Origin of the sequence: Skermanella stibiiresistens SB22 (assembly GCF_000576635.1) — a bacterium.
Taxonomy (GTDB): domain Bacteria; phylum Pseudomonadota; class Alphaproteobacteria; order Azospirillales; family Azospirillaceae; genus Skermanella; species Skermanella stibiiresistens.
In genome coordinates, this window is sequence record NZ_AVFL01000020.1 from 112,209 (window position 1) to 137,590 (window position 25,382).

22 protein-coding genes are annotated in these 25,382 nt (G+C 66.9%); 12 read left to right on the forward strand and 10 right to left on the reverse strand.

What is annotated here, in order from left to right:
* Window position 1: 1 nt before the first annotated feature.
* The 3 genes from N825_RS23720 to N825_RS23735 all read right to left on the reverse strand — a co-directional run bounded on the left by N825_RS23720 (window position 2) and on the right by N825_RS23735 (window position 5,280).
* Window positions 2–616 carry a PAS domain-containing protein gene (locus N825_RS23720; protein ID WP_157619505.1) on the reverse strand — a complete coding sequence of 205 codons (615 nt, stop codon included), beginning with the start codon at window positions 614–616 and terminating at the stop codon, window positions 2–4.
* A 402-nt stretch (window positions 617–1,018) separates the two neighbouring features.
* Entirely contained in the window at window positions 1,019–1,801 is a 783-nt protein-coding gene (locus N825_RS23730; protein WP_037457667.1) for a 3-hydroxybutyrate dehydrogenase, read from the reverse strand.
* Between the two features lie 173 nt (window positions 1,802–1,974).
* Window positions 1,975–5,280, reverse strand: a complete 3,306-nt coding sequence (locus N825_RS23735) for an AsmA family protein (RefSeq protein WP_051512857.1) — start codon at window positions 5,278–5,280, stop codon at window positions 1,975–1,977.
* Between the two features lie 264 nt (window positions 5,281–5,544).
* Here N825_RS23735 and N825_RS23740 point away from each other — a divergent pair, with 264 nt between their 5' ends.
* Both N825_RS23740 and N825_RS23745 read left to right on the forward strand, forming a co-directional pair.
* Window positions 5,545–5,727, forward strand: coding sequence for a DUF4169 family protein (locus N825_RS23740; RefSeq protein WP_037457669.1), 183 nt, complete (start codon window positions 5,545–5,547; stop codon window positions 5,725–5,727).
* A 122-nt stretch (window positions 5,728–5,849) separates the two neighbouring features.
* The gene (locus N825_RS23745; RefSeq protein ID WP_084165008.1) at window positions 5,850–6,653 is read left to right on the forward strand and encodes a DUF2189 domain-containing protein; all 804 of its coding nucleotides are present in this window, start codon (window positions 5,850–5,852) and stop codon (window positions 6,651–6,653) included.
* Window positions 6,654–6,684: 31 nt separating this feature from the next.
* On the opposite strand, the gene N825_RS23750 is transcribed toward N825_RS23745, so the two are convergent.
* From N825_RS23750 to N825_RS23760, 3 genes are all read right to left on the reverse strand, one after another.
* A complete protein-coding gene (locus N825_RS23750) occupies window positions 6,685–7,773 on the reverse strand; it encodes a 5-(carboxyamino)imidazole ribonucleotide synthase (RefSeq protein WP_037457670.1) in 1,089 nt (362 codons plus the stop codon).
* Window positions 7,770–8,237, reverse strand: a complete 468-nt coding sequence (gene purE / locus N825_RS23755) for a 5-(carboxyamino)imidazole ribonucleotide mutase (RefSeq protein WP_037457740.1) — start codon at window positions 8,235–8,237, stop codon at window positions 7,770–7,772. Before purE ends, N825_RS23750 begins: the two co-directional genes overlap by 4 nt.
* A gap of 227 nt (window positions 8,238–8,464) precedes the next feature.
* Window positions 8,465–8,665 (reverse strand): YdcH family protein, encoded by a 201-nt coding sequence (locus N825_RS23760; RefSeq protein WP_037457671.1) that lies wholly within the window; start codon window positions 8,663–8,665, stop codon window positions 8,465–8,467.
* Between the two features lie 264 nt (window positions 8,666–8,929).
* Between N825_RS23760 and N825_RS23765 the strand changes: the two genes are divergently transcribed.
* From N825_RS23765 to N825_RS23775, 3 genes are all read left to right on the forward strand, one after another.
* Entirely contained in the window at window positions 8,930–10,015 is a 1,086-nt protein-coding gene (locus N825_RS23765; RefSeq protein ID WP_037457672.1) for an ATP-dependent 6-phosphofructokinase, read from the forward strand.
* Window positions 10,005–10,535, forward strand: a complete 531-nt coding sequence (locus N825_RS23770) for a TIGR02444 family protein (RefSeq protein WP_051512858.1) — start codon at window positions 10,005–10,007, stop codon at window positions 10,533–10,535. The genes N825_RS23765 and N825_RS23770 overlap by 11 nt, the downstream gene beginning before the upstream one ends.
* 126 nt (window positions 10,536–10,661) lie before the next feature.
* Entirely contained in the window at window positions 10,662–10,964 is a 303-nt protein-coding gene (locus N825_RS23775; RefSeq protein ID WP_157619506.1) for a hypothetical protein, read from the forward strand.
* Between the two features lie 30 nt (window positions 10,965–10,994).
* On the opposite strand, the gene N825_RS23780 is transcribed toward N825_RS23775, so the two are convergent.
* From N825_RS23780 to N825_RS23790, 3 genes are all read right to left on the reverse strand, one after another.
* Window positions 10,995–11,612 carry a UbiX family flavin prenyltransferase gene (locus tag N825_RS23780; RefSeq protein WP_037457674.1) on the reverse strand — a complete coding sequence of 206 codons (618 nt, stop codon included), beginning with the start codon at window positions 11,610–11,612 and terminating at the stop codon, window positions 10,995–10,997.
* A 6-nt stretch (window positions 11,613–11,618) separates the two neighbouring features.
* Entirely contained in the window at window positions 11,619–12,329 is a 711-nt protein-coding gene (locus N825_RS23785; protein ID WP_084165009.1) for a DUF1013 domain-containing protein, read from the reverse strand.
* Window positions 12,330–12,464: 135 nt separating this feature from the next.
* Complete coding sequence (locus tag N825_RS23790) at window positions 12,465–13,472, reverse strand: NAD(P)H-quinone oxidoreductase (RefSeq protein WP_157619507.1); 1,008 nt, start codon at window positions 13,470–13,472, stop codon at window positions 12,465–12,467.
* 123 nt (window positions 13,473–13,595) lie between these two features.
* Between N825_RS23790 and N825_RS23795 the strand changes: the two genes are divergently transcribed.
* Together N825_RS23795 and N825_RS36835 are read left to right on the forward strand one after the other, a co-directional pair.
* A complete protein-coding gene (locus N825_RS23795; RefSeq protein ID WP_037457677.1) occupies window positions 13,596–13,778 on the forward strand; it encodes a DUF1192 domain-containing protein in 183 nt (60 codons plus the stop codon).
* Between the two features lie 249 nt (window positions 13,779–14,027).
* Complete coding sequence (locus N825_RS36835) at window positions 14,028–16,064, forward strand: methyl-accepting chemotaxis protein (protein ID WP_084165010.1); 2,037 nt, start codon at window positions 14,028–14,030, stop codon at window positions 16,062–16,064.
* Between the two features lie 21 nt (window positions 16,065–16,085).
* Here N825_RS36835 and N825_RS23805 read toward each other — a convergent pair whose 3' ends face one another.
* Window positions 16,086–16,889: a DUF3750 domain-containing protein gene (locus N825_RS23805; RefSeq protein ID WP_051512863.1), complete on the reverse strand. Its 804-nt coding sequence runs from the start codon at window positions 16,887–16,889 to the stop codon at window positions 16,086–16,088.
* An 89-nt stretch (window positions 16,890–16,978) separates the two neighbouring features.
* On the opposite strand from N825_RS23805, the gene N825_RS23810 reads away from it, so the two are divergent.
* The 5 genes from N825_RS23810 to N825_RS23830 all read left to right on the forward strand — a co-directional run bounded on the left by N825_RS23810 (window position 16,979) and on the right by N825_RS23830 (window position 25,324).
* The gene (locus tag N825_RS23810) at window positions 16,979–20,608 is read left to right on the forward strand and encodes a hydantoinase B/oxoprolinase family protein (RefSeq protein ID WP_051512865.1); all 3,630 of its coding nucleotides are present in this window, start codon (window positions 16,979–16,981) and stop codon (window positions 20,606–20,608) included.
* Between the two features lie 105 nt (window positions 20,609–20,713).
* A complete protein-coding gene (locus N825_RS23815; RefSeq protein ID WP_037457679.1) occupies window positions 20,714–21,964 on the forward strand; it encodes a PQQ-dependent sugar dehydrogenase in 1,251 nt (416 codons plus the stop codon).
* Window positions 21,965–22,048: 84 nt separating this feature from the next.
* Window positions 22,049–22,354 carry a c-type cytochrome gene (locus tag N825_RS23820; RefSeq protein ID WP_037457681.1) on the forward strand — a complete coding sequence of 102 codons (306 nt, stop codon included), beginning with the start codon at window positions 22,049–22,051 and terminating at the stop codon, window positions 22,352–22,354.
* Between the two features lie 123 nt (window positions 22,355–22,477).
* Entirely contained in the window at window positions 22,478–23,878 is a 1,401-nt protein-coding gene (locus N825_RS23825; protein ID WP_037457682.1) for an FAD-linked oxidase C-terminal domain-containing protein, read from the forward strand.
* 168 nt (window positions 23,879–24,046) lie between these two features.
* Window positions 24,047–25,324 (forward strand): DUF1835 domain-containing protein, encoded by a 1,278-nt coding sequence (locus tag N825_RS23830; protein ID WP_051512867.1) that lies wholly within the window; start codon window positions 24,047–24,049, stop codon window positions 25,322–25,324.
* The last annotated feature ends 58 nt before the right edge of the window (window positions 25,325–25,382 follow it).

Genomic DNA, 25,382 nt, shown 5'->3' on the forward strand with positions numbered 1-25,382 from the left:
CCTAGTCGAGGACGGTCGCCCGGATGTTGATGAAGCGGGTGATCGTGCCGAGCCAGCCGGGTGACAAGCCTATCCCGCGTAGGAATAGACAGCCCACCAGCCGAGAGACGCGCCCGTCCGCGTCGGCGAACGGTAGCAGCAGCCGCTCGCACGCCACGGGTGCCGCACCCCTGCGCCGGAGTTCGTCGTCCGACCACATGACCAAGCCGGACTCCCGAACCTTGAGACAGTCACTGTCAAGCCGTTCGCTGCCCGGTCCCAGCAAGCCGGTCCGCAGGTCCCGCCCCGTGAGGTCGACTCCGACGGTCCGGGCCAAGCCACTGCCGAACCGGCTGAGCCACGCGCCATTGTCGCCGAACCTGACCTCGAACATGTCCGGCAGCCACGGTCCCATCTCCGGGACGATGTCGATCGACCAGGGCGGCGGGCCATCGGGGGTGGTCTGATGGCGCAGCCAGAACTCGTACATGCACCAGAGGCGCTGGTCGCCGGGATAGAAGCTGGCGAAGTTCCAGGAAAAGTGCTCCGGATGTCCGGCGGCCGCCACGGAATGGGCGACGGACGGTTCGCTATAGAACCTGTCCAATTGGGCCATGACGGTTTGCGCTATGGACATTGTTGCCTCGCCGATTGGCTTTCAGGGATTTCTCTGTCCATTCAGCTGAAGCAGGAAGCATGCCAATATAGTCCGTATGGATTAATCCATCCGTTGAAAGGCGGTGATCTTTCGATGGCGGAAAAGCGCCTTCGCTATTCGCCGCGAATGCCGGGCAAAACCTGCCGATCGGAAGATCCTGCCGGAGAGCCCATCCAGCCAAACGCCCTGATCATCGTAGCGGAACCGGTGTTCCACGCCGCGGCGCGACTTGGGCAAAATGCGCGTGTGGCCGATCGGCCGCGCGCTTTCGTTCGCGATTTGCGAAGCGAGCCCAAACGCGTCTCCCCTCGGCGACAAGATCCCGGCGATCGGCCGCCGCCGGGATCTTGTCCACCCAGGGTCTCGTTTATTGGACCGTGGTTACTGAGCCGTCCAGCCACCATCCATGGTCAGCGCGGCACCCGTCATGTTGCTGGCCGCGTCGGAACTGAGGAACACAGCCAACTCGCCCAATTGATCCGGCGTGACGAACTTCTTGGATGGCTGCTTCTCGCCCAGCAGGTCGCGGGCGGCTTCCTCGACGGAGATACCCTTGCGCTCGGCCAGGGCGTCGATCTGCTTCTGGACCAGCGGGGTCAGCACCCAGCCGGGGCAGATCGAATTGGAGGTGATGCCGGTCTCGGCGTTCTCCAGCGCCACGACCTTGCTCAGCCCGATCACGCCATGCTTGGCCGCCACGTAGGCCGATTTGTTGACGCTGGCCACCAATCCATGAGCCGAGGCGATGTTGATGATCCGGCCCCAGCCGCGCTGTTTCATCTGCGGCAAGACGTGGTGGATGCCGTGGAACACGGCCGACAGGTTGATCGCGATCACGGCGTCCCACCGCTCGGCCGGGAATTCGTCGACCGGAGCGGTGAACTGGATGCCCGCGTTGTTGACCAGGATATCCACCCTGCCGAGTTCCGCCGTGGCGTGATCGATCAGGCCCTTGATCTGATCCGGCTTGCTCATGTCGGCGCCGTCATAGCCAACCTTGACGCCGAACCGGTCCGCGATGCCCTTGGTCAGCGCCGCGATGGCGTCGGCCTCGCCGAAACCGTTCAGCATGATGTCGGCGCCCTTGGCCGCCAAGGCTTCGGCGATGCCGAGCCCGATACCGCTGGTGGAACCCGTGATGACGGCGGTTTTGCCTTTAAGCACTTTTCTTCTCCGTATTGATCGGAATCGGATTGGCCGGAACTGGCTTTTGAAGGGAGTGATAGACGCTGAGGCGCGGCGGACCAAGCCACTTCGCTCGATAAACCATCACGCTCCCCACAACTTCATCAAAGATACATGGACCGGCCACGCGCGGCGCCACTTCCCGCCGCAGGTCACCGTGCCGGGGCGGGCTCGACCGGCACCAGCACGCCACCGGGGACGCCACCCGGCGATGGGCGAGGCGCCTCGGCGGCTTTGCGCCCGGTCGCGTCGGCCGCGCGGCGCTCCAACTCGGCCGCCAGGGCCGCCGGGTCCACGACACGACGTGGACGGTCCAGCGGCCCGGTCAGGGTCAGTCCCACGGCAGGCAATTCGGGATCGGCGGCGAACTTGACGCTGAGCCCAAGGTCGAGCGACCAGTCCATCAGGCTCGCCGAGCCACCGCCGGAAACCTCCGCGTCGGGCGCCGACAAGATCAGGTCGTCCGAGCGGATGACGCCCTGTTCGAGCTTGAGCGTCCCGCTCAGGCGGTCGAATGGGCTATCGCTTGACGCCAGCGCTTTCGTCAGCTGATCGATCGCCAGCTTCGGCTTGTCCGCCCGCGCCAGATCGGCGGCGGCCCGATCCAGGTCGATGCCGGCCAATATGCCGTCGCGCGCCGTCAGCTTGCCCGATCCGGCCAGCGCGCCGATCAAGGCGGCGGGACTCGAACCACTCGCGCCGATGTCCAAGTCGAGGTTCAGGACACCGTCGGTCAGATCGACCACCGCCGGCTTTTCCCGAAGGCTGGCCAAGCTGACGTCGACCAGCGACACCTTGGCCTCAAACCGGGGCGGCGCGTCCGGCGCGGCTGCGGTCAAGCCGCCCGACAGGCCGATTTGTCCCCCATGGATACCGCCGTCCAGCTGCTCGACCGTCAGCGCTCCCCCCGCCAGCCGCGCCCGCGCGGCGGGTTCGGCGAGCCGGGTGCCGCCCAGCACGATGGCGCGCGAGGTCAGGGCCAAGCTGCCGTCCACCACCCGCATCCAGCCCAGGTCGAGCGGAGCGTCCGACCACAGCGCCCCCTCGGCCGCCAGCGCTGGCTGGATCAGCGACGGCACCGCCATGGCGCGGGACGACGCTTGGAGGAAACGGTCGATGGCGATCTCCCCGGTCTGCAAGCGGGCGTCGATCACCGGCCGCTCCGCCGCGAGGTCGACGGTCGCCTCTCCCTGGACGCTGACCGGTCCGGCCATGCCCTGGATCGCGGAGAGCGACAGGGCGCTTTCGGACCCCGCCACCTCGGCATAGATATCGAAGCCTCCCAGCGCGCCCGCCGGCCGCCAGTCGGGCGCGAACAGCCCTCCCAGCTGGGCCGCGTCGGGATGGGTGAGCCTGACCTTGAGATCGTAGTTCGGCGCCGACGCGATCTGGTTCAGCGTGCCACCGGCCTGGACCGATCCGCCACCGCCGGCTAAGGTCAAGTCCAGCGCCAGCCGCTCCGCGTCGCCCGCGACCCTGCCCTTCAGGCTCGTCTCGCCAAGCCGTTCCACCGGCAAGGCCTCGAACGCGGTGCCGGGCCGCGTGGCGAGGAAGGCGCGGTTGAAGGCGGCCAGCGAGACCGCCTTGAGATCCACCGAGAGGTCGATGTTCTCCAGCGGCTTCAACCGCTTGATGCCGCCCTGCGCGGTTCCCGAGACACCCGCCAGATCGGCGGCGCGAAGCTGCCGGACGGTCAGCGAGCCATTCGACAGGGTGCCGTCCAGGCCAACCTGCTGGATCGGGACGCCCGCCACGGTCAAGGTGCCGATCTCGGCGTTCAGGTTGGCGTCGAAGCCACTGAGCCACGCGGCGAGATCCGGCTTGGCCACGCCCTCGGGCGGCACCCGGATCTCGCCGGTGTCGGTAACGCCCGTCAAGTCCGGCGCGTAGGCGTCGAGGTTGAGCCGGTCGATCTCCAAACGGGCGCCAAAACCGGGCCGGCCACGATCCACATAGGCGATGCCACCAGTCATCCGCGAGGTGTCGACCCGCAGGTCCATGCCGGCCAGTTGGAAATTGTCGATCCTGCCGGTCAACCGGCTGGTCATCGAGAACTTGCGCAGGCGGTCGGCGGGGACCCGGTCGATCCCGTAACCCAGCCACTCCAGCAAGGCCCGCAGGTTATCGGCGTTGGACTCGACCGACACGTCAACCAGGGGCTGGCCACGCTCCGCCGTGACAGAGCCTGTCACCGACATGTCGGCCCCGCCCGGCAGTAGGGCGGAAAGCCGGCGCAGCGTCATCACTCCCTTGTCCAGGCTGGCGTCGAGCCGGGCCTGCCGGACGATGTTGCCGCGATAGTTGAGCGCGTCGATGTTCAGCACCAACTTGCCCCCGAGGTTGGCGGGCAGTTTGAATGGTGGCGCCCCATCCCGCGCCAGGGCCATCCAGCTGTCCAAGTCGAAGCGGTTGAAGTTCAGCGTCAGCTCGCTTTGGATCGGCTTGCCGTCCGGTCCCGTCACCGGCCGCGTCGTGGTGGTGTTGGCGGCGGCGGCCGCCGCCGCCGCCGCGGGCAGGTACTTGACCGTGCCGGTGCCTCGGGTCTCGCCGATCTGGAGTTCGATGCCGTTCAGTTCCACCAGCTTGGTCGAGGCGTTGAGAGCGGTCCGGAAATTGAAGGATTGCTGGAGCACCGTCGGAAGCTCCGCCGTCGGCGGATCGCCCGCCGCCTTCATCACGGCGGTCGCGGCGGGACGCAGGTCGGGACCCTCGGCGCGCAGGTCGCCCTGGACACGCGCGTCCGCCCCCGTGATCACGATGCCGGCGAACCGCAAGGTGGTTCCGGCGGCGTCGGGCTGGCGCAGCGCCACCCGGACCGGCAGCGCGCCGCCCTCGCCCATCCGGCCGGCGGTCAGTTCGACCGCCAGGGGAACACCGCGCGCCATCACCGAACCTTGGACCTGGAAGGGGCCGACCAAGCTGCCGGCGACGATCTGGGCATCAACCGACTCGACGCGCTCGTTGATGCCGCTGGTGGCGTCCCGATAGATCACTGTGCCGTTCTGGACCATCACTTGATCCAGCTGGATCGCCTCGGCGAACCGGTTGGAACCGAGAGTGGCGCCACCCGCCGGGGTGAATTCCCAGTTGCGCCGGCCATCGCGCAGCACCTCGAGCGCGATCACCGGCTCGATCAGGGCGATGCTCTGAACCTGGATGCGGCCACTCAGCAGGGGCATGAACGCCACGCGGACATCCAGTTTCCGCAGCTTCGCCATGTCGGGCTCGGCCGCCCCCGGGGGATTGGCGAGCCGGGCGCCGGACACCGACAAGGTCGGGCGCGGCAGCAGCGCCAAGTCGATGTTGCCGTCGAGCGTGACCGAGCGGCCGGTGGCGGCGCTGATCCGCTCGGCTATGTCGGCCTTGTAGCTGTTCCAGTCGATCAGGCTGGGGACGATGAGGACTGCGCCGACGAGCAGCAGCAGAACGGCCAGGATTCCAATCAGAAGCTTCTTCACGAGGGACCCGCCGATACCGTTCGTTCCAGTGGCTCGCAGCGACAATATCCATACTTCGCGGCACCCGCATGGCACGTCATCCGGGTGTCGAATGTTCCAGTCTAACCCCACTCCCGCCCGATTGGGCGAGTTTGCGGGACCGGGCACCTGAGCTAAGCTAGAGAAGCAGGCGTCTTTAAGCAAACCACCATTGCTTCAAGCCGCTAAATCGGCTTACGCAAGGCAATTTGTAGGCACACGCAACCAACAGGGCGGGACCATGTCATGGGAGACGTCGTCAATCTGAACCGCTTCCGCAAGGCGCGGGAGAAAAGCCAGAAGGAAGCGCAGGCGGCGGCCAACCGGGCGAAACACGGACGCACCAAGGACCAGCGCGCGACGGAACGAGACGAGGAGGCCCGACGGGCGCGGGAGCTGGAGGGCAAGAAAATAGACGACCCTGTCTAGTCTACTGAAAGCTTCGACACGACCGATCATCGATTCGACAAAAGAATCGTTGCTACGCCGAAGGTAAAATGCGCTAGATTGTCGCATAACGACTCATTGTGTCGGCTCCTGGGGAGGCAACGATGACTTTCACGCACCATGACGCGAACGACGCTCGGCCAAGCCCGTCTCTCCCAACTTCGATTCCGCACATCCGCACGGTCAAGCTGGACCGCCCCTGGGCGTGGCTCGCGGCCGGTTGGGACGATTTAAGCCGCGCTCCGCTGGTCAGCCTGAGCTACGGCGTTACTCTGGTCGCGATCAGTTACATGCTCGTTTTGGGCTTATCCTCCATTGGCCTGTTCTATCTGGTGTTGCCGCTGGTCGCCGGCTTCATGCTGATGGGACCGATCGTCGCGGTCGGCCTCTATGAGGTCAGCCGCCTGCATTCCGAAGGACGGCCGGCCAGTCTGATGGACGCCTTCGCGGCCTATGGCCGTAACGCCGGGCAAATCGCCGGAATCGGGTTGGCGCTGATGCTGATGCTGCTGTTCTGGGTGCGAATCGCGCTGCTGGTGTTCGCCCTGTTCTTCAGCTATCAGCCGCCGACCCTGGAGGGCTTCGTCAACGCGGTGTTCTTCACCCAGACCGGCATCCTGTTCCTGATCGTCGGCTCGGCCATCGGCGGCGTCATCGCGGCGGTGGTCTTCGCGGTCAGCGCCCTGTCGATCCCGATGCTGCTGGACCGTGACACGGACCTGTTCACCGCCATCACGACCAGCGTCGCCGGAGTCATGGCGAACTGGAAGACCATGGCCGGCTGGGCCGGGCTGATCGTCCTGTTCACCGCCGCCGGACTCGCCACCGGCTTCATCGGACTGGCGCTGGCCCTGCCGCTGATCGCCCACGCCAGCTGGCACGCCTACAAGGACATCGTCGGCCCCTGAGCGATTCCGCCGGGGCCCTAGATCCAGGGGCTCAGATCCGGGGCAGCAGGCGCGTCACATGGCCCATCTTGCGGCCGGGACGCGCCTCCGCCTTGCCGTATAGGTGCAGGCGGGCGCCTGGTTCCGCGATCAGATCCGGCCACCGGTCGACATCGGAGCCGATCAGGTTCCTCATGACGGCGTCGGCGACCCGGTCGACCGATCCCAGTGGCAGGCCGCAGACGGCGCGGACCAGTTGCTCGAACTGGCTGGACGCGCAGGCGTCGATCGTCCAGTGCCCCGAGTTGTGCGGCCGCGGCGCCAGTTCGTTGACCAGCACGGCGCCCTCGCGGGTGACGAACATCTCCACCGCCAGGACGCCGACGAACCGCAGCGCCTCGGCGATCCGGCAGGCGATCCGCTCGGCCTCGGCGGCCGTCGCGGGCGATACGGCGGCGGGTGCGATCGTCTCGTCGAGGATGTGGTTGGCGTGGCGGTTCTCGACGGCGGGATAAGCCACCATGGCGCCATCCTGCCCGCGCGCGACGATGACCGACACCTCCAGTTCGAAGTCGATGAAGCCCTCGACGATCGCGTCCACGCCACCGATCGACTTCCAGGCATCCACCGGGGCGACGTCGCCGGTCAGCTTGACCTGCCCCTTGCCGTCATAGCCCATGCGGGCCGACTTCATCACGCAGGGCGTGCCGATCTCCAGCACGGCCTCGCCCGCCTGCCCTGGGCAGCGCGCCGGACGCCAGGGCGCCGTCGCGATGCCCAGCCGGTTGACGAAGTCCTTCTCCAGCAGGCGGTCCTGGGCCACGGCGAGCACGCCGGGGCCGGGATGGACCGGAACGAACTTGGCGATGAAGGCGAGGGTCTGGACCGGGATGTTCTCCCACTCCAGCGTCACCACGTCGACCGAGCGGGCGAATTTGGCGAGTGCCTCGTGATCGCCGTAGGAGGCGACCGTCTCGGCGGCCGAGACCTGGGCGCAGGGGCTGTCGGCGTCGGGCGAGAAGACATGGGTCTTGTAGCCAAGGTTGGCGGCGGCCAGCGCCGTCATGCGGCCAAGCTGTCCACTCCCAAGCATGCCGATGGTGCCGCCGGGGGCGATGGTCCGGACGTTTTGGCCAGTCATGGCGTCACCTCCGCGGGGATATCGGCCACGGCCGCGGTCTGGCGTTCCCGCCACGCGTCCAGCCTGTTGGCCAGATCCGGATCGGACAGGGCCAGCACGGCGGCCGCCAGCAGGGCCGCGTTGATGGCGCCCGGCTTGCCGATCGCCAGGGTACCGACGGGAACGCCACCCGGCATCTGGACGATCGACAGCAGGCTGTCCATGCCCTTCAGCGAATGGCTCTCGATCGGCACGCCGAACACCGGCAGCGGCGTCATCGCCGCCGCCATGCCCGGCAGATGGGCGGCTCCGCCGGCCCCCGCGACGATCACCTTGAGCCCGCGCCCCCGGGCATTGGCGGAGTAGTCGTGCAGGCGCTGGGGTGTGCGGTGGGCGGAGACGATGCGCGCCTCGAAGGGTACGCCCAAGGCCTCCAGGACGTCGGCGCCATGCTTCATGGTCGGCCAGTCGGACTGGCTGCCCATGATGATGCCAACCAGCGGCGCCGGATTGGAAGCGGGAACGGGTTCGAACGGTGTCGTGTCGGGGGTGTTCACGATGGGCGGCCCGCTGGTCGGTGTTTCGAAGCGCCGATTATAGGAACCGCTGGCCTTCGGGCAAGCCCACCCTCCGGTTGGCCGTCAAAACGCTCTGGAGGAGTGGATGACCAATCGATGGGACGGGAGCGGGACCCAGGGCCCCCTTCCCGGGTTCAGGCGATGATGTCGGGCAGCAGCCGGCTTTCGATCCGGGCGATCTGATCCTTCAGCAGCAGTTTCCGCTTCTTGAGACGCTGGATCTGGAGCTGGTCGAACGGAGCCTGCTCGCCGATGCGGGCGATCACATCGTCGAGGTCACGGTGTTCGCTGCGCAGCGAGTCCAGCTTCTGCTGCAATATTTCCTGTTCATTCATCGGTAGGTACGCATCTTCATGCAAAGTCTGAGCGGTCCCAGCCGGCCTGGGCAGGCTCGGACTTGGATGTCGTGGGGCGGGTTATAACAGAATTCCACGGCGCCCGTGAGAGCCTTGCATGGGTGGTTGCGGCAAAGGCACGCTTTGGTGACACTGACCCTGGATTTTGCGATAAGCCTCCAAGGCAACTCCCCATGGGCATCTCCCCACGGGCACTTCCCCCCTGGGCACTTCCCTCTCGGGCACAGCGAAAGACGGGCGGACATGACGGGTGAAAAGCGGATTGGCATCCTGACCAGCGGCGGCGACTGCGCCGGCCTCAACGCGGTGATCCGCGCGGTGGTCCACCGGGCCACGCTGACCTATGGCTGGCAGGTCGTCGGCATCAAGCAGGGGACGATGGGTCTGCTGTCACGTCCAGTCGATTACGAGGTGCTCGACCTCGACATGGTCGGCAGCGCCATGATGCGCCAGGGCGGCACGATCCTGGGCACCACCAACAAGGGCAACCCCTTCGCCTTTCCCATGACCGACGGGACCTTGAAGGACCGCAGCGCCGAGATCGCCGGCGGCTATCGGGAATTGGGCCTGGACGCCCTGATCGGCATCGGCGGCGACGGCAGCTTCGCGATCCTCCGCAAGCTGGCGCAGCAATGCGGCATCAACCTTGTCGGCGTCCCCAAGACGATCGACAACGACATCGGCCTGACGGAGGTCTCGGTCGGATTCGACACCGCCGTGGCGGTCGCGACCGAAGCCCTCGACCGGCTACAGCCGACAGCGGCCAGCCACGCCCGCGTCATGGTGCTGGAGGTGATGGGCCGCGACGCCGGGCACATCGCCTTGGCGGCTGGTATCGCCGGTGGCGCCGACGTCATCCTGATCCCCGAGATCCCGTTCGACATCGACCGGATCGCCAACAAGATCCGGCAGGTGCGCAACCAGGGCCGCAACTTCGGCTTGGTCGTCGTGTCGGAAGCGGTCAAGACGGCCGACGGCAAGGAACTCCAGAGGGAGTACCTGGGCGGCGAGAAGCGGTTTGGCGGCATCGGCAATTACATCGGCGAGCAGATCGCCAACGCCACCGGCGCCGAGACCCGCGTGACCGTGCTGGGCCATGTCCAGCGTGGCAGCATGCCAAGCCCGCGCGACCGGCTGATCGCGGCGGCCTTCGGGGTCCACGCGGTCGATCTGATCGCGGAGGGCAAGTTCGACCGCATGGTGGCGTGGTCGAACCGCGAGGTGATCGACGTCTCGATCGAGGACGCCATCGCCCGCTATCAAGCGGTGGAACTGGACGGCGCCTTGGTCAAGACAGCCCGTGGCCTGGGGATCTGCCTTGGCGACTGACACCGGCTCCGGCGCGGAGGATGGACTGTGGCGGTTCGCGCTCGACCTCTATGGCCGTCCGGGCGTCGGCGAGGCTTGCCTGTCGCTTCAGGACCGCCACGGCTGCGACGTGACCATCCTGCTGTTCGCCGCCTGGGCGGGCGCCGAGCGCGGCGTGACGCTGGATGAGGCCGATCTGGACACGGCGCGTTCGGCGGTCGGGGCATGGCACGACGAGGTGGTGCGGCCCCTGCGCGCGATCCGACGGCGGTTGAAGCAAGGTCCACCGCCAGCCCCCAACGAGCGGACGGGCGCGTTGCGCGCCCGCCTGCAAGCGGTCGAGATCGAGTCGGAGCGAATCGAGTTGGAGGTATTGGCCGGCTGCCTTCCCGACCGTCCGTCCGATCCCGGCGCCGCGCGCGAGGCGGCGCTGGCCAACCTGACCCTGGCTGCGCGGGTGCCGCGGCTGGATGACGAAACCCAAGCGGCGCTGCGGGTCATCGCCGACGCGGCGGCAAGCGGCAGAACTCCCGCCCTTTAATCATCGCCATCGAACTTTCGGCTGACCAAACAGTTTCCAGAGGAAATTGATTCGCCCGCATCTATCCTGAACGAACTTCGGAACGTGATGCGGGCGGATGGCTGGTCCAAAGAGAGAGCTGGCGCGATGATGGAACTGATGTTCACCCTCAAGGGATGCACTCCGGCGGTGGAGGAACGCGCGCGCCGCCTGCTCAAGTTCGAACTGGGCTTCGAGGCCACGGGAAGGACGGTGACCGTCGCGACGCTGTTCGCCGATTGCCAAATCAGCCCGGAGGAGACGGCCCAGCACCTGATGCGGATTTCGCCGAGAGACGCGGTCGATCATCTGAGCGACTGGATCGACACCTTCCAGATCGACGGCGAGCCCTGCCCGGAACCCAAGGCGCTGGCCCGCGCCGCCCTGCTCCACGCCGGCCGCGCGGTATAGTTCAACTCCCCGACGATCAGGCCTCGACGATCAGGAACGGCCGCGCGTCACCCCGCCCTCGTCAGCCGGCTCGCCCCAGCGACGCGCCAATCCCGCATCCAGGTCGAACAGGTCCAGCACACGGCCCGTGGTGTGGTCGATCAACTCGTCCAGCGTCTTGGGGCGGGCATACAGCGCCGGGACAGGCGGCGCCACGATGGCGCCCATCTCCGCAAGCGTGGTCATGGTGCGCAGATGCCCCAGGTGGAGCGGTGTCTCGCGCACCATCAGCACCAGCCGGCGGCGCTCCTTCAGCACGACATCGGCCGCCCTGGTCAGCAGGGTCGAGGTCACGCCGGTGGCGATCTCGCTCATGGTGCGGACCGAACAGGGCGCCACCACCATGCCAAGCGTACGGAAACTCCCGCTGGAGATCGCGGCGCCGATGTCCTGGATGGGATAGGTGACGCTCGCCAGGGCGCGGACGTCAGCCACCTTCAAGTCGGTTTCGTAGGCCAGCGTCACCTCGGCCGACCTGCTCATCACCAGATGGGACTCGACACCCAGCCGATTCAGCGCCTCCAGCAGGCGGATACCATAGATCACGCCGGAGGCGCCGCTGATGCCGACGATCAGGCGGGTCGGGCGGCCGGCGGGACCGTCGGCCATGCCGGATCAGTCCACCGTCTCGTCGAAGTCCGAACCGGGACCGGCGGCGTATTTCCCATGGTCGCGATCGCCGTCGTCATCGCCACCCTGGTCACCCCCGCGATCGTCGCCGAACCCAGTCGGCGCGTCGATCCCGGCCTCGTAGCCCTCCGACTCCTCGCCATCCTCATCCTCGGCCACGGGTGCCGGGGCGCCCGCCGGACGACGGATGGTGGCGATGGCCTCCTCCAGCTCGCGCTGGGTGCACAGGCCCAGCAGGACCGGACTGCGCGGCTTGATGTTGGTCGAATTCCAATGGGTGCGGTCGCGCACCGCCGCGATGGTCGGCTTGGTCGTGCCGATCAGGCGGCTGACCTGGGCGTCGGACAAGTCGGGATACTGCTTGACCAGCCAGGCGATGGCGTCGGGCTTGTCGCCGCGCTTGGTCACCGGGGTGTAGCGCGGCCCCTTGGAACGGGCGACCGGCTGCGGCAGGTCTTGGATCAGCAGGCGCAGCCTGGCGTCCTCGTCCTTCTCGGCGCGCTCGATCTCCTCCTTGGAAAGCTGACCGTTGGCGATCGGGTCCAATCCGACCATGCCGACCGCCACCTCACCGTCGGCGATGGCCTTGATCTCCAAGGAATGGAGACCGCAGAAGGCGGCGATCTGCTCGAAGGTGAGGGAAGTGTTCTCGACCAGCCAGACGGCTGTCGCTTTCGGCATCAATGGCAGGGGCATCGGTCCTCCGGAAAGTCTTTGGCTGGCTCGTCGTGACACGAGCGCGACCCTTGGTCTTCAATATAGGGGGTCGCGGCACCGTCGGCGAGCATGTTGGAATTGATGTTCTAGGAAATCGGCTTCCGGCTGTTCCGATCAGGCGTCGAGCGTCAGGACGATCTTGCCGATGTGACTGCTGGTCTCCATCAGGGCGTGGGCCGCCGCCGCCTCCCTGAAGGGGAAGGTCTGGTGGATCAGCGGCTTGACCTTGCCCGCCTCGATCAGCGGCCAGACCTTGGCGCGCAGGGCGTCCGCGATCTTGCCCTTGTCGGCCACCGTGCGCGGGCGCAGCGTCGAACCGGTCAAGGTCAGCCGCTTGATCATCACCGGGGTCATGTTCAGCGTCACCTTGGCACCGCCCAGGAAGGCGATGTTGACGTGCCGTCCGTCCGGGGCCATGCAGCCGATGTCGCGTTGGATATAATCACCGCCGACCATGTCGAGAACCACGTCGACACCCTTGCCGCCGGTCAGTTCCTTGACGACCTCGGCGTAATCCTCGGTCTTGTAGTTGATGCCGCGGTCGGCGCCCAGCCGCTCGCAGGCGGCACACTTGTCGGCGCTGCCCGCCGTCGCGAAGACCTTGGCGCCGAACGCCTTGGCCAATTGGATCGCGGTGGTGCCGATGCCGCTGGAGCCGCCATGGATCAGCAGGCTCTCGCCGTCGGCCAGACGTCCGCGGTCGAACACGTTGGTCCAGACGGTGAAGAACGTCTCCGGCACGCCACCGGCCTCGACCATGCTCAGACCCTTGGGGATCGGCAGCACCTGGGGAGAGGGCGTCACGCAATACTCGGCGTAACCGCCACCCGGCACCAGGGCGCAGACCTTGTCGCCAACCGAGAACCCCGTCACGTCGGCGCCAAGGGCGGCGACCTCACCGGCCACTTCCAGGCCGGGAAGATCGGAGGCGCCCGGCGGCGGCGGATAGGCCCCCTGGCGCTGCAGGACGTCCGGGCGGTTGACGCCCGCGGCCTCGACACGGATCAGCACCTCGCCGGGGCCGGGCTGGGGAACCGGACGGGTTGTCGGTCGCAGCACGTCGGGACCGCCGGGGGCGGAGATCTCGATCGCGGTCATGGTGTGCGGCAGTGCGGAGGCCATGGGCTTCCTCTTGAAGGCTTCGATCGATTGCGGGATAGACTGGCACATGTACCCCTAGGCGAAGGTCGTTACAAGCGGACTTGGGGGTGACGCACCCTGATTTCCGACGCGAAAGGACGAGAAATGAACATGGAAGACCTGGAACCGGCGAAGAAGCCCATCGTCAAGAAGGACCTGACGGTGATGTCGATCGACGAATTGCGGGACTACATCGCCGGGTTGCGGACCGAGATCGAACGCGCCGAGGGCGCCATCGCCGCCAAGCAGGCCCATCGCAGCGGCGCCGAGGCTTTTTTCAAGAAGTAGGAATGGCTTCACGGAGTAGGGCTGGGAAATCGACCGGGCCGGCGCCCCAGCCAGCGGCGCCCGCCCGCCCCACCTGAGCCGGCTAGGCCAAAAGGCGTTTTCGCCGACAAAGTACCTATGATCATTTTTCAAGAATTGAATGCGACGATTTCACGCGCCCATTAGAGTTTATTTTACAGCTTCCCCCAAAGATAAGCGCCGGTCCAAGGCAGGCCAGTGATCCAGATCAGGAAATCGGGAGGGACATTCATGTCCAGCGAAGTCGCGTCCACGGCAACTCGAGGCGGCCTATCATCGCGGATGGGGATCCGCGCCAAGGTATTTGGCGGGTTTTCCGTCGTGCTGCTGATCCTGGCCCTTGTCGGGGCCGCCGCCGTATTCGCGTTCTCGCAAGTCTCGGGCCAATTCGCCCAGATGGATGCCCGCGACGCCACCTTCGATGAGATCACCATCGTGGATCGGTCCTTCATCGAGTTGAAGCGCTTGGTCCGCGAGTACAACCAGACCGGCAACGAAGCGCTGGTGCCCCGTGTCGCCGAGGCGGCGAAGGAGGTCTACGAGCACATCGACCGGATCGCGACCCTTTACGAAGGCCAACCCGAACAAGCCATCGCACGCGAGGTCCGGAAGATGGGCGAGGCGTATGTCGCCTCGTTCGATCAGGTCGTCACGCTCAAGCGCCGTCAGGTCGGCCTGGTCGCCAAGGATCTGGTCGAGATCGGTTCGGACGTCACCCGCAGGCTCGACGCCGCCGCGACCCCGGCCATGGGCAGCGACACCACCGTCATGGACCTCGCCCGCCGCGTCCTCCAACGGGTGCTCGAGGTGAGGCTGATCGCCGAGAAGTCGCTGTCCGCGACGGCCGCCGGGTCGGGCGCCGACGTGGACAAGAAGATCGCCACGCTGAACTCCGGCCTGAAGGCCTTTGAGAGCCGGGCCGCCGCGGCGATTTCGGGCGGTCCGGAAGTCGTCGCCAAGATCCGCCAATATGTCGGGATCTATCAGGAATCCCAGGAGATCGGCTCCCAGCTGGAGATCCTGCTGGAAGGTGGCATGAAACAGGGTGGCGACGCCCTCGCGGCATCCCTCGAAACGCTGGTCTCGCAGGGTAAACAGCGTCAGGACGACCAGCGCGCGGAAACCAGCGCCCTGATGAGCACGATGGCGACGCTGATCATGATCATCGGCGGCATCGGGCTGGTGATCGGCTGCGCCGCCGCCTGGATGATCGGCAACGGCATCTCCAGCGCGATCCACCGCATCACCGCCGCGATGATCGCCCTCGCCGGCGGCGACCGGGCCGTCGCCATCCCCTACTCCGGCCGCGGCGACGAGATCGGCGAGATGTCGGGCGCGCTCCAGATCTTCAAGGACTCGATGATCGAGTCCGATCGCCTGACCGCCGAGGAAAAGGCCCAGGTCGAGCAGCGCGAACGGCGCCGGACCGCGATCGAAGCCCGGATCACCGAGTTCGACCGCCAGGTCGGCCAGTCGCTGGAGACGCTGTCGTCGGCCTCGGGCGAGTTGCGGCGGGCGGCGTCCTCCATGGCGACCGCGGCGGAATACACCGCGTCCCAGGTCGACGTGGTCGCCAACGCCTCCGATCAGGCGTCGGGCAGCGTGCGGACCGTCGCGGCGGCGGCCGAGGAACTGTCCCATTCGGTCGACGAGATTGGCCGGCAGGTGTCCCAGTCCAGCGACATCGCCATGAAGGCGGTGGAGGAGGCCGCCCACACCAATCAGGCGATCGATAAGCTGCGCGTCGGTGCCGGCAAGATCGGCGAGATCGTCACCCTGATCGACCAGATCGCCAGCCAGACCAACCTGCTGGCCCTGAACGCCACGATCGAGGCCGCCCGCGCGGGCGAGGCCGGCAAGGGCTTCGCGGTGGTCGCGTCGGAGGTCAAGTCGCTGGCCAACCAGACGGCGCGGGCGACCGAGGAGATCGGCGGCCAGATCGCCGCCATCCAGACCACCACCAACGAGGCGGTGTCCACGATCCAGAACATAACGGAGACGATCAAGCGGATGAGCGAGATCTCGTCAGGCATCGCCGCCGCCGTCCAGGAGCAGGCGGCGGCCACCCAGGAGATCGCCCGCAACGTCAACCACGCGGCCCAGGGTTCGAGCGAAGTGTCATCGACCATCACGACGGTCCGGGTCGCCGCGGCCGAGACCGGCTCGACCGCCACCCAGTTGCTCGGGACCTCCACCCAATTGGCCGACCAATCGGGCCGGCTGCGTCAGGACGTGGACGACTTCATGCGGGCGATCCGCCAAGCCTGAGCACGCCCTCCAGCCACCGGATCAGCTCGGTGGCTGGCTTTCCTGTCCGCGCTTCAGGATCTCCGCGTCGACCTCGGCGCCCGGACCGGGTCCCAGGCGGCCCAAGCCCGGCAGCTTGACCGCCAGATCGAGCGGATCGACGCCGATGGTCAAGCCGAGGACGTTGAATTCGATCCCCTCCTCGACCGCGACCAGCACCCCCGCCAAACCAAGGACCGACATCTGCCAGCCGGTTCCGCTGGGAGCGGGCGCGAACAGGCTCCAGGGCGCCAGATAGTCCTTGCCCATCGCGGTGGATGGCAGGTCGAGCCGCAGTTCCGGCACCGCCCGCCCGACGAAGGCGGCGAAGGTGTTGCTGTTTGGGCCGGGCCAGATCCGATAGGTGTCGTTGTACGGATAGGCCTTCGCGGCGGCGTCGATCTTGGCGATGGCGGCCTCCGCCTCCGGTCCCCGGAGTTGCGCCAGGATGGTCGGCTTCTGGCCAAACCAATACGCGTCCGGCGTCCGGGGAGCGATCGAGATCGCCGGCATCCCCCGCATGACGCGCCAGCCGATCTTCTCGTAGACCGTATATCCCGACGCCCCCGCCGGCTTCACGGCGAACCAGGGATGGATGCCGAAGGCGCCCCGCCACGAGAACGCGCGCGCCGCGTAGACCTGCACGACCGCCTCTGGCGTCGTTTCGGGATCGGGGGCTTGGTTCGAGGACGCTCGGCTGGCGCTGGACCAGCTGCCCCCCAGTGTCACGGTCCCCATCGCCACCACCAGCATCGGGCCAGTTAGCAGGAACAACAGGACCGCCATCGAAACGAACAGGACTTTCATGGCATATAGAACTATTCAAGGACCCGGCGGTTTCCAAGCGGTTACGCTTGAATAAATGTTGCGGTGCAAAAGTGGGGAGTTCCTCGGGCATGACGGACACGTGGCAGTTCTGGATCGATCGCGGCGGCACCTTCACCGATGTGGTGGCCCGGCGGCCAGATGGCGCCATCGTCACCCACAAGCTGCTGTCCGACAATCCGGAACGCTACGCCGACGCCGCGATCCAGGGGATACGCGATCTGTTGGAGATCCCCGCCGGCGCCGCGATCCCGGCCAACCGGATCGACGCGGTCAAGATGGGCACGACGGTCGCGACCAACGCCCTGCTGGAGCGCAAGGGCGAAGCCACCCTGCTGGTCACGACGCGCGGCTTCGCCGACGCCTTGCGGATCGGCTATCAGGCGCGGCCCAAGATCTTCGCCCGCCACATCATCCTGCCGGAGCAGTTGTACGGCCAAGTGGTCGAGGTGGCGGAGCGGGTCACCGCCGACGGCCAAGTCTTGATGCCAGTCGATCTCGCCGATGCCAGGGTCGGCATGACGCGGGCGTTCGACGCCGGCATCCGCGCCTGCGCCATCGTCCTGATCCATGGCTACCGATATCCGGAACATGAGCGCCAGATCGCGGATCTGGCCCGTTCGATCGGCTTCACCCAAGTCTCGGTCAGCCACGAGGTCAGCCCGCTGATGAAGCTGGTCGGCCGGGGCGACACCACGGTGGTCGACGCCTACCTGTCGCCGATCCTTCGCCGCTACGTCGATCGGGTCGCGGCTGAACTGGGCGATACGCGGCTGATGTTCATGCAGTCCAACGGCGGGTTGACAGACGCCCGCTTGTTCCAGGGCAAGGATTCGATCCTGTCCGGCCCGGCGGGCGGCATCGTCGGCGCGGTCCGCACCTCCACCATGGCGGGTTTCGACCGGATCATCGGCTTCGACATGGGCGGCACCTCGACCGACGTGTCGCATTACGCCGGCGAATTCGAGCGGACGTCCGAAACGCTGGTGGCCGGCGTACGGATGCGGGCGCCCATGATGCGGATCCACACCGTCGCGGCCGGCGGCGGCTCGATCTGCGTGTTCGACGGCAGCCGGTACCGCGTCGGCCCGGAAAGCGCCGGGGCCAATCCGGGACCAGCCTGCTATCGGCGGGGCGGACCGCTGACCGTGACCGACTGCAACGTCATGCTCGGCAAGCTCCACCCCGACTTCTTCCCCCGGGTGTTCGGGCCGAACGCCGACCAGCCGCTCGACGCGGAGGTCGTGCGGTGTAAGTTCGCGGCGCTGGCCGAAGAGATCCGTACGGCCACCGGCATCGACCGCACTCCGGAGGAGGTCGCCGACGGCTTCCTACGGATCGCGATCGAGAACATGGCCAACGCGATCAAGCAGATCTCGGTCCAGCGCGGCTACGACGTGACCGCCTATACCCTGACCTGCTTCGGCGGCGCCGGCGGCCAGCACGCCTGCCTCGTCGCCGACGCCCTGGGCATGAGGCGGGTCTTCATCCATCCCCACGCCGGCGTCCTGTCCGCCTATGGCATGGGCTTGGCCGACACGGTGACGATCCGCGAGCGGGCGGTCGAGGCGGAATTGACCCCAACCCTGATCCCGGACCTCGCCGCCACCTTCGAGGAGCTGGAAGCCGATGGCCGCCGCGAATTGGCGCTCCAGAACCTGGGAGACGCCGACATCCAGGCGGTCAGGACCGTCCACTTGAAGTATCAGGGCACCGACACCGCGCTGACCGTCGATTTCGGCGAGATCGAAACCATCGTCTACGAGTTCGAGACCGCCCACCGGCAGCGCTACGGCTTCACCATGGCCGGCAAGCCGCTGGTGGTCGAGGCTGTGTCGGTCGAGGTGATCGGCTCCACCGCGACGGTCGACGACCCGGAAGTGCCGTCCGAGCCGCAGACCGCGCCGCTGGAACCGTTGGCCGACATCCACGGCACTCCCGTGTTCGACCGCGCCACCCTCCGCCCTGGCGACACGATCGACGGGCCGGCGATCCTGCGCGAGACCAACGCCACCACGATCGTCGAGCCCGGCTGGCGGGCCGAGGTCACCAACCTGGACCACCTCGTCATGGCGCGGGTGCAGGCCCTGCCGTCGCGCGTCGCCGTCGGGACACAGGTCGATCCCGTCATGCTGGAGGTCTTCAACAACCTGTTCATGTCGATCGCGGAACAGATGGGCGTGACGCTGGAGAACACCGCCTACTCGGTCAACATCAAGGAGAGGCTGGACTTCTCCTGCGCGCTGTTCGACGCGGAGGGCGGCTTGATCGCCAACGCGCCCCACATGCCGGTCCATCTCGGTTCGATGGGCGAGAGCGTCCGCGCCATCATCCGCCGCCGCGCCGGCACCATGAAGCCGGGCGACGTCTTCATGCTCAACGATCCCTATAATGGCGGAACCCACCTGCCCGACATCACCGTCGTCACCCCGGTGTTCGACGATGCCGGCCAGGGTGCGGGCCGCGACGTGCTGTTCTACGTCGCCTCGCGCGGCCACCACGCCGACATCGGCGGCATCACCCCCGGCTCGATGCCGCCGGACAGCCGCGTGATCGCCGACGAAGGCGTGCTGATCGACAACTTCGCGCTGGTCGAGGGCGGAGTCTTCCAAGAGGATGCCCTGATCCTGCTCCTGACCTCTGGCCAGCATCCCGTCCGCAACACGGTCCAGAACATCGGCGATCTCAAGGCCCAACTGGCCGCCAACGAGAAGGGCGTCCAGGAACTCCGCCGCATGGTCGATCATTTCGGGCTCGACACGGTGACCGCCTACATGGGCCACGTCCAGGATAACGCCGAGGAACAGGTCCGGCGCGTGCTGGGCGTCCTCAAGGATGGCGCCTTCGTCCAGAAGCTCGACAACGGAGCCGAGATCCACGTCGCCATCTCGATCAACCGGGCGGAACGGTCCGCCGTGATCGACTTCACCGGCACCAGTCCGCAGCTGGACGACAACTTCAACGCGCCCTCCGCCGTTTGCCGCGCCGCCGTGCTATACGTCTTCCGCACCCTGGTGGACGACGACATCCCGATGAACGACGGCTGCCTCAAGCCGCTGCGCATCATCATCCCCAAGGGCTCGATGCTGGCGCCGAAATATCCGGCCGCCGTGGTCGCCGGCAATGTCGAGACGTCGCAATGCGTCACCGACGCGCTGTACGGGGCGCTGGGCGTGCTGGCCGCCTCCCAGGGCACCATGAACAACTTCACGTTCGGCGACGAGCGTTACCAATATTACGAGACGATCTGCGGCGGGGCCGGCGCCGGACCGGACTTCGACGGCACCGACGCGGTCCACACCCACATGACCAACTCCAGGCTGACCGATCCCGAAGTGCTGGAATGGCGCTTCCCGGTCCTGCTGGAATCGTTCCGCATCCGGAAGGGTTCGGGCGGCGGTGGCAGGCACCGCGGCGGCGACGGCACCGTCCGGCGCATGCGTTTCCTGGAACCGATGACCGCCGCCATCCTGTCCAACCATAGGATCATCCCACCCTTCGGGCTGGAGGGTGGGGAAAGCGGCGCGCTGGGGCTCGCCCGAGTCGAGGGTGCCGACGGTTCGACCCGTGTTCTGGGTCCGACCGAGAAGGTCGAGATGCGCCGCGACGACGTGATGGTGATCGAGACGCCTGGCGGTGGCGGCTTCGGCAAGGCGGACACGGGCCGTCGGCGATCGGATACCCCTGGTACTACCACTTGAGCGCAGGCCGGCTTGGCTCTGTTCCAAGTATTGTTCGGAGTACATATCAAGTGCTCCATGGAGCCCGCAAGAGGTTCCAGGTGAAACGATCGGGAGGATAAGACCATGCCTGGTTTGAGGACTTTTCTCGGCTGCCTTCTGCTTGGAACCTGTCTCGTTGCACCACCAGCCCTGGCGCAGGAGAATCTCAAGAGCCTGCAGGATTTCCGCGCCACCGGCACTGACCTGACGCTCAAGACCGTGCCCCAGGATCCGACGATGCTGGCGCAGCTTCGGAAGAACCTGGAGAAGGTCAAGCTTCCCCCCGGCTTCAAGATCGACGTCTACGCGATCGTTCCCGACGCCCGGCACATGGCGATCGGCCGCAATGTCGGCACCGTCTTCGTCGGCACCCGCAAGACGGATGTCTGGGCGGTGACCGACCGCGACAAGGACCGCCGCGGCGAGGAGGTCAAGCGCTTCGCTCCCAGCGTCAACTTCAAGGTTCCCAACGGCATGTGCATGAGCCCGGATGGCATCCTGCACGTCGCCGAGCACAATAGGCTGCTGGCCTTCCCCGCCGCCGAGTTCTTCTACGAGGGGCCGGATGTCGCGGTCGCCGTCGTCAAGGACCACTTCCTGCCGAAGGAGGAGGAGCACTTCAACCACGGTGCCCGCGTCTGCGCGATCGGTCCGGACAACAAGCTCTATGTGTCCCTGGGCCAGCCCTACAACGTCTGGCCGCACGAGAAGGGCCCGAAGACGGAGCCCTACGGTACCATCCAGCGGATGAACCGAGACGGCACGGGGCAGGAAACCTACGCCATGGGCATCCGCAACTCGGTCGGCGTGGCGTTCAACCCGGCGGACAAGATGCTGTGGTTCACCGACAACCAGGTTGACGGCATGGGCGATGACACCCCGCCGGGCGAGTTGAACCGCGTCACCCAGGCCGGCCAGAACTTCGGCCATCCCTGGTACGGCGGCGGCAAGGTCCGGACGGAGGACTGGGCGAAGGACGAGGCCCCCGCCGACGTCGTCTTCCCCGAGGTCGAGATGGACGCCCACGCGGCCGATCTGGGAATGACCTTCTACACCGGCCAGATGTTCCCGGCGCAGTACAAGGGCGGCATCTTCAGCGCCCAGCACGGCTCGTGGAACCGCACCACCCCTGTCGGCGCCCGCGTCATGTTCACCAAGGTCGGTCCGGACGGCAAGGCGGCCGGCACCGAGGTGTTCGCCTCAGGCTGGCTCGACGACAAGACCGGCGAGTACTTGGGACGGCCGGTCGACGTGCAGCAATACCTCGATGGCTCGCTGCTGGTGTCGGACGACACCGCCGGCGCCATCTACCGTATCTCCTACACGGGCCAGTGAAGACCAATCCCACGTCAAAACCATGCCACCCCGGAGCGCGCCGCCCGCGCTCCGGGCTTTTCCGAAATCCCTTCCGGTGACTTCATGAATTTGTCCCTGCCCGCGCTGGCCGCCGCCATCGCGCTGTTCCCCCTAGCCGTCCACGCCCAAGGCGCCGACGTTCCCAAGCTTGGCACCTGCGTCACCTGCCACGGCCGCAACGGTATCGGGACATCCCCGATATTCCCCAACCTCGCCGGCCAGAAATCGCTCTACATGGTCCAGCAGCTGGAGGCGTTCCGCAGCGGCGCCCGCAAGAGCGAGATGATGAACGTCGTCGCCAAGCCGCTGACCGACGCCGAGATCGAGGCGCTGGCCGGCTATTACGAAAGCTTGAAGCCGGGCTCCTGACCTCATGCCTTCAACGCCGGTCGGCGACACGGAAATCCCGCATGACTGGTATCACCACACGGCCTTGCGGCGGCCCCGCTCCTCGCTTAACCTGCGGTAAAACGCCAGCTTGAGGAAAGCGCCATGACCGCCCATGCCGTGCAGGCCCGTGCCCCCGCCGCCGAAGCCCTGATCGAGGAACTTCGCGGCTTGCTGGGCGACCGCCTGAGCACCTCCGCCGCCGTCCGCGAGCATCACGGCAAGGACGAGTCCTACCACCCCGTCGTTCCGCCCGACGCCGTGGCCTTCGTCCAGAGCACGGAGGAGGTCGCCGCGGTCGTCGCCGCCTGCGCCCGCCACGACACGCCCGTCATTCCGTTCGGCACCGGCACCTCGCTGGAAGGCGGCGTGGCGGCCTTGCACGGCGGCGTCTGCATCGACCTGTCCGGCATGAACGCGGTACTTCGGGTCAGTCCCGAGGATTTGGACGTCACGGTCCAAGCCGGCGTCACCCGCAAGCAACTCAACGAGCACCTGCGCGACACCGGGCTGTTCTTCCCGATCGACCCCGGCGCCGACGCCTCGCTCGGGGGCATGGCCTCGACCCGCGCCAGCGGCACCAACGCGGTGCGCTATGGCACCATGCGGGAAAACGTGCTGGGCCTGACGGTGGTGATGGCCGATGGACGGATCGTCAAGACCGGGGGACGCGCCCGCAAATCGGCGGCCGGCTACGACCTGACCCGCCTGTTCGTGGGAGCGGAGGGGACGCTTGGCGTCATCACCGAGGTGACGTTGCGCCTCTATGGCATCCCGGAGGCGATCTCCGCGGCGGTCTGCCCCTTCCCGACGATCAAGGACGCGGTCGACACAGTCATCACGACGATCCAGTCCGGCATTCCCGTTGCCCGGATCGAGTTGCTGGACGAGGTCCAGATGCGCGCCGTCGTGGCTCACAGCAAGCTCGACTACGCCGTGGCGCCGACCCTGTTCTTCGAGTTCCACGGGACCGAGGCCGGCGTCACCGAGCAGGCCGAGATGGTCTCCGCCATCGCGGCGGAGTTCGGCGGCACCGATTTCCAGTGGGCGGCCAAGGCCGAGGACCGCTCGCGCCTGTGGCAGGCCCGCCATGAGGCCTACTACGCGGCGCTCGCGCTGCGCCCGGGCTCCAAGGGCTGGGCGACCGATGTCTGCGTTCCAATCTCACGCCTCGCCGAGTGCATCGTCGAGACCAAGGCCGACATCGCGGCGTCCAGCCTGACCGCCCCATTGGTCGGCCATGTCGGCGACGGCAACTTCCACCTCGTCTACCTGGTCGATCCCGCCAACCCGGCCGAGCTGGAGGAGGCCGCCGAGTTGAACGAGCGCATGGTCATGCGGGCATTGGCCATGGGCGGCACCTGCACCGGTGAGCACGGCGTCGGCTATGGCAAGATGCACTTCCTCCCGGCCGAACACGGTGAGGCGGTCAGCGTCATGCGGATGGTCAAGCAGGCGCTGGACCCAAAGAACATCATGAACCCCGGCAAGGTGATCCGCGTCTGAGCGGTACCCTTGACATGACCGATCGACCCCGCGATCCTGCCTGCGGGGTCGATCGGACCCTCCATGTCCGCGGAAAGGGCAGCGCCCACGATCACGGAGCCCGAGGTCGTCCTCAACCTCCCTTTTCTGTCTGTCGGCGGACACGGACATGGATGAAAAGGGATCGCGATGACCGATCTGTCCGAGCGGCGCCCATCGCCGTTTCGCCTCAACCTCGAACATCAGAAGAAGCGGGCTAAGGAGCTTTGCCGTGATCTGCGGGCTGGAGAGCCCGACGCCGTCACGCGCCTTCGAGCCCATCGATCCGGCGCCACGGCGGACAGGGTGTGCCTGGCCGACGCCCAGTTCGTCATCGCGCGTGAACTCGGCGGTGCCAGTTGGCCGGCGCTCAAGGCCCATGCCGCTGGATTGGACCGCGCGCGGCGCGCCATCGACGAAGGCGCACCCGCGCCCGACGGCGACGTTGGAACGCTGCACATCCGATGCGGCTCCGACATCAGGACGACCTTGCGCGACGCGGGCTTCGTCGGCGAGTTCCTCGAGTATTCAAACCCCTATTGCCAGGGGCCGGTGCCCCACGCCACCGATCTCCCTGGCATCCGCGCGCGGTTCATCCTGGATGCCTATGGCCCGGCGCTTGGCTTGTCCGAAGCGGGAGTGATCGACAAGCTGAGGACCGAGGAGGAGGGTTTGGCGCGGGCCGCCATGGATCACCAGCGGGTCGTGCTGTGGTTCGAACACGACAGCTATGACCAATTGATCCTCGCGCGCTGCTTGAGCCACTTCGCCGAAGCGGGCGCACCCGCCGTGCTGGAACTCGTCTCCATCAACCATTTTCCTGGCTCGGAGCGTTTCATCGGGCTTGGTCAGCTACCCGCCGAGGCGATTCGGATGCTATGGGCGTCGAGGCGTGCCGTGGACCGCGGTGATCTCGCCGTCGGCCACCGGGTTTGGGCGGCGTTGCGCCAACCCGATCCCCGCGATCTCGCCGCCGCCGCGTCGGGCGCCGCGGGACTGCCAGACCTGCCGCGGGCGATCCGGCGGCATCTCGCGGAACTGCCGTCGACCCGCGACGGCCTCTCGCTGACGGAACGCCTGACGCTTCGACTGATCCAGGCGGAAAGCTCGACGATCGGCGGCATCTTCCAACGCCTCACGCGGGAACTGGATCCGCTTCCATTCCTGGGCGATATCATGTTCCTCGCCATTGTCGAAGCCATGACCCGCGTCACGCGGCCCGTGTTCGAAGTCACGGATGACACCGCTGGACTGAATTGGCCCCAGCGGCGGCTGGAGATAACGGCGGCGGGGCGGGCCGTCCTCGCCGGCGAGGTTGATTGGCTCTCCCTGAAACCACCGGAACGCTGGGTAGGCGGCACCCGCATCGAGGCGGCCTCCCCGAACTGGCGGTGGGACGAGACCGGATCCTTCCCGGTGCGGGCGTAAACTCCACCAAGCGCTCAGGCCGGCACCCGCCAGCCCGCTATCGCGGTTTCGCACTCGT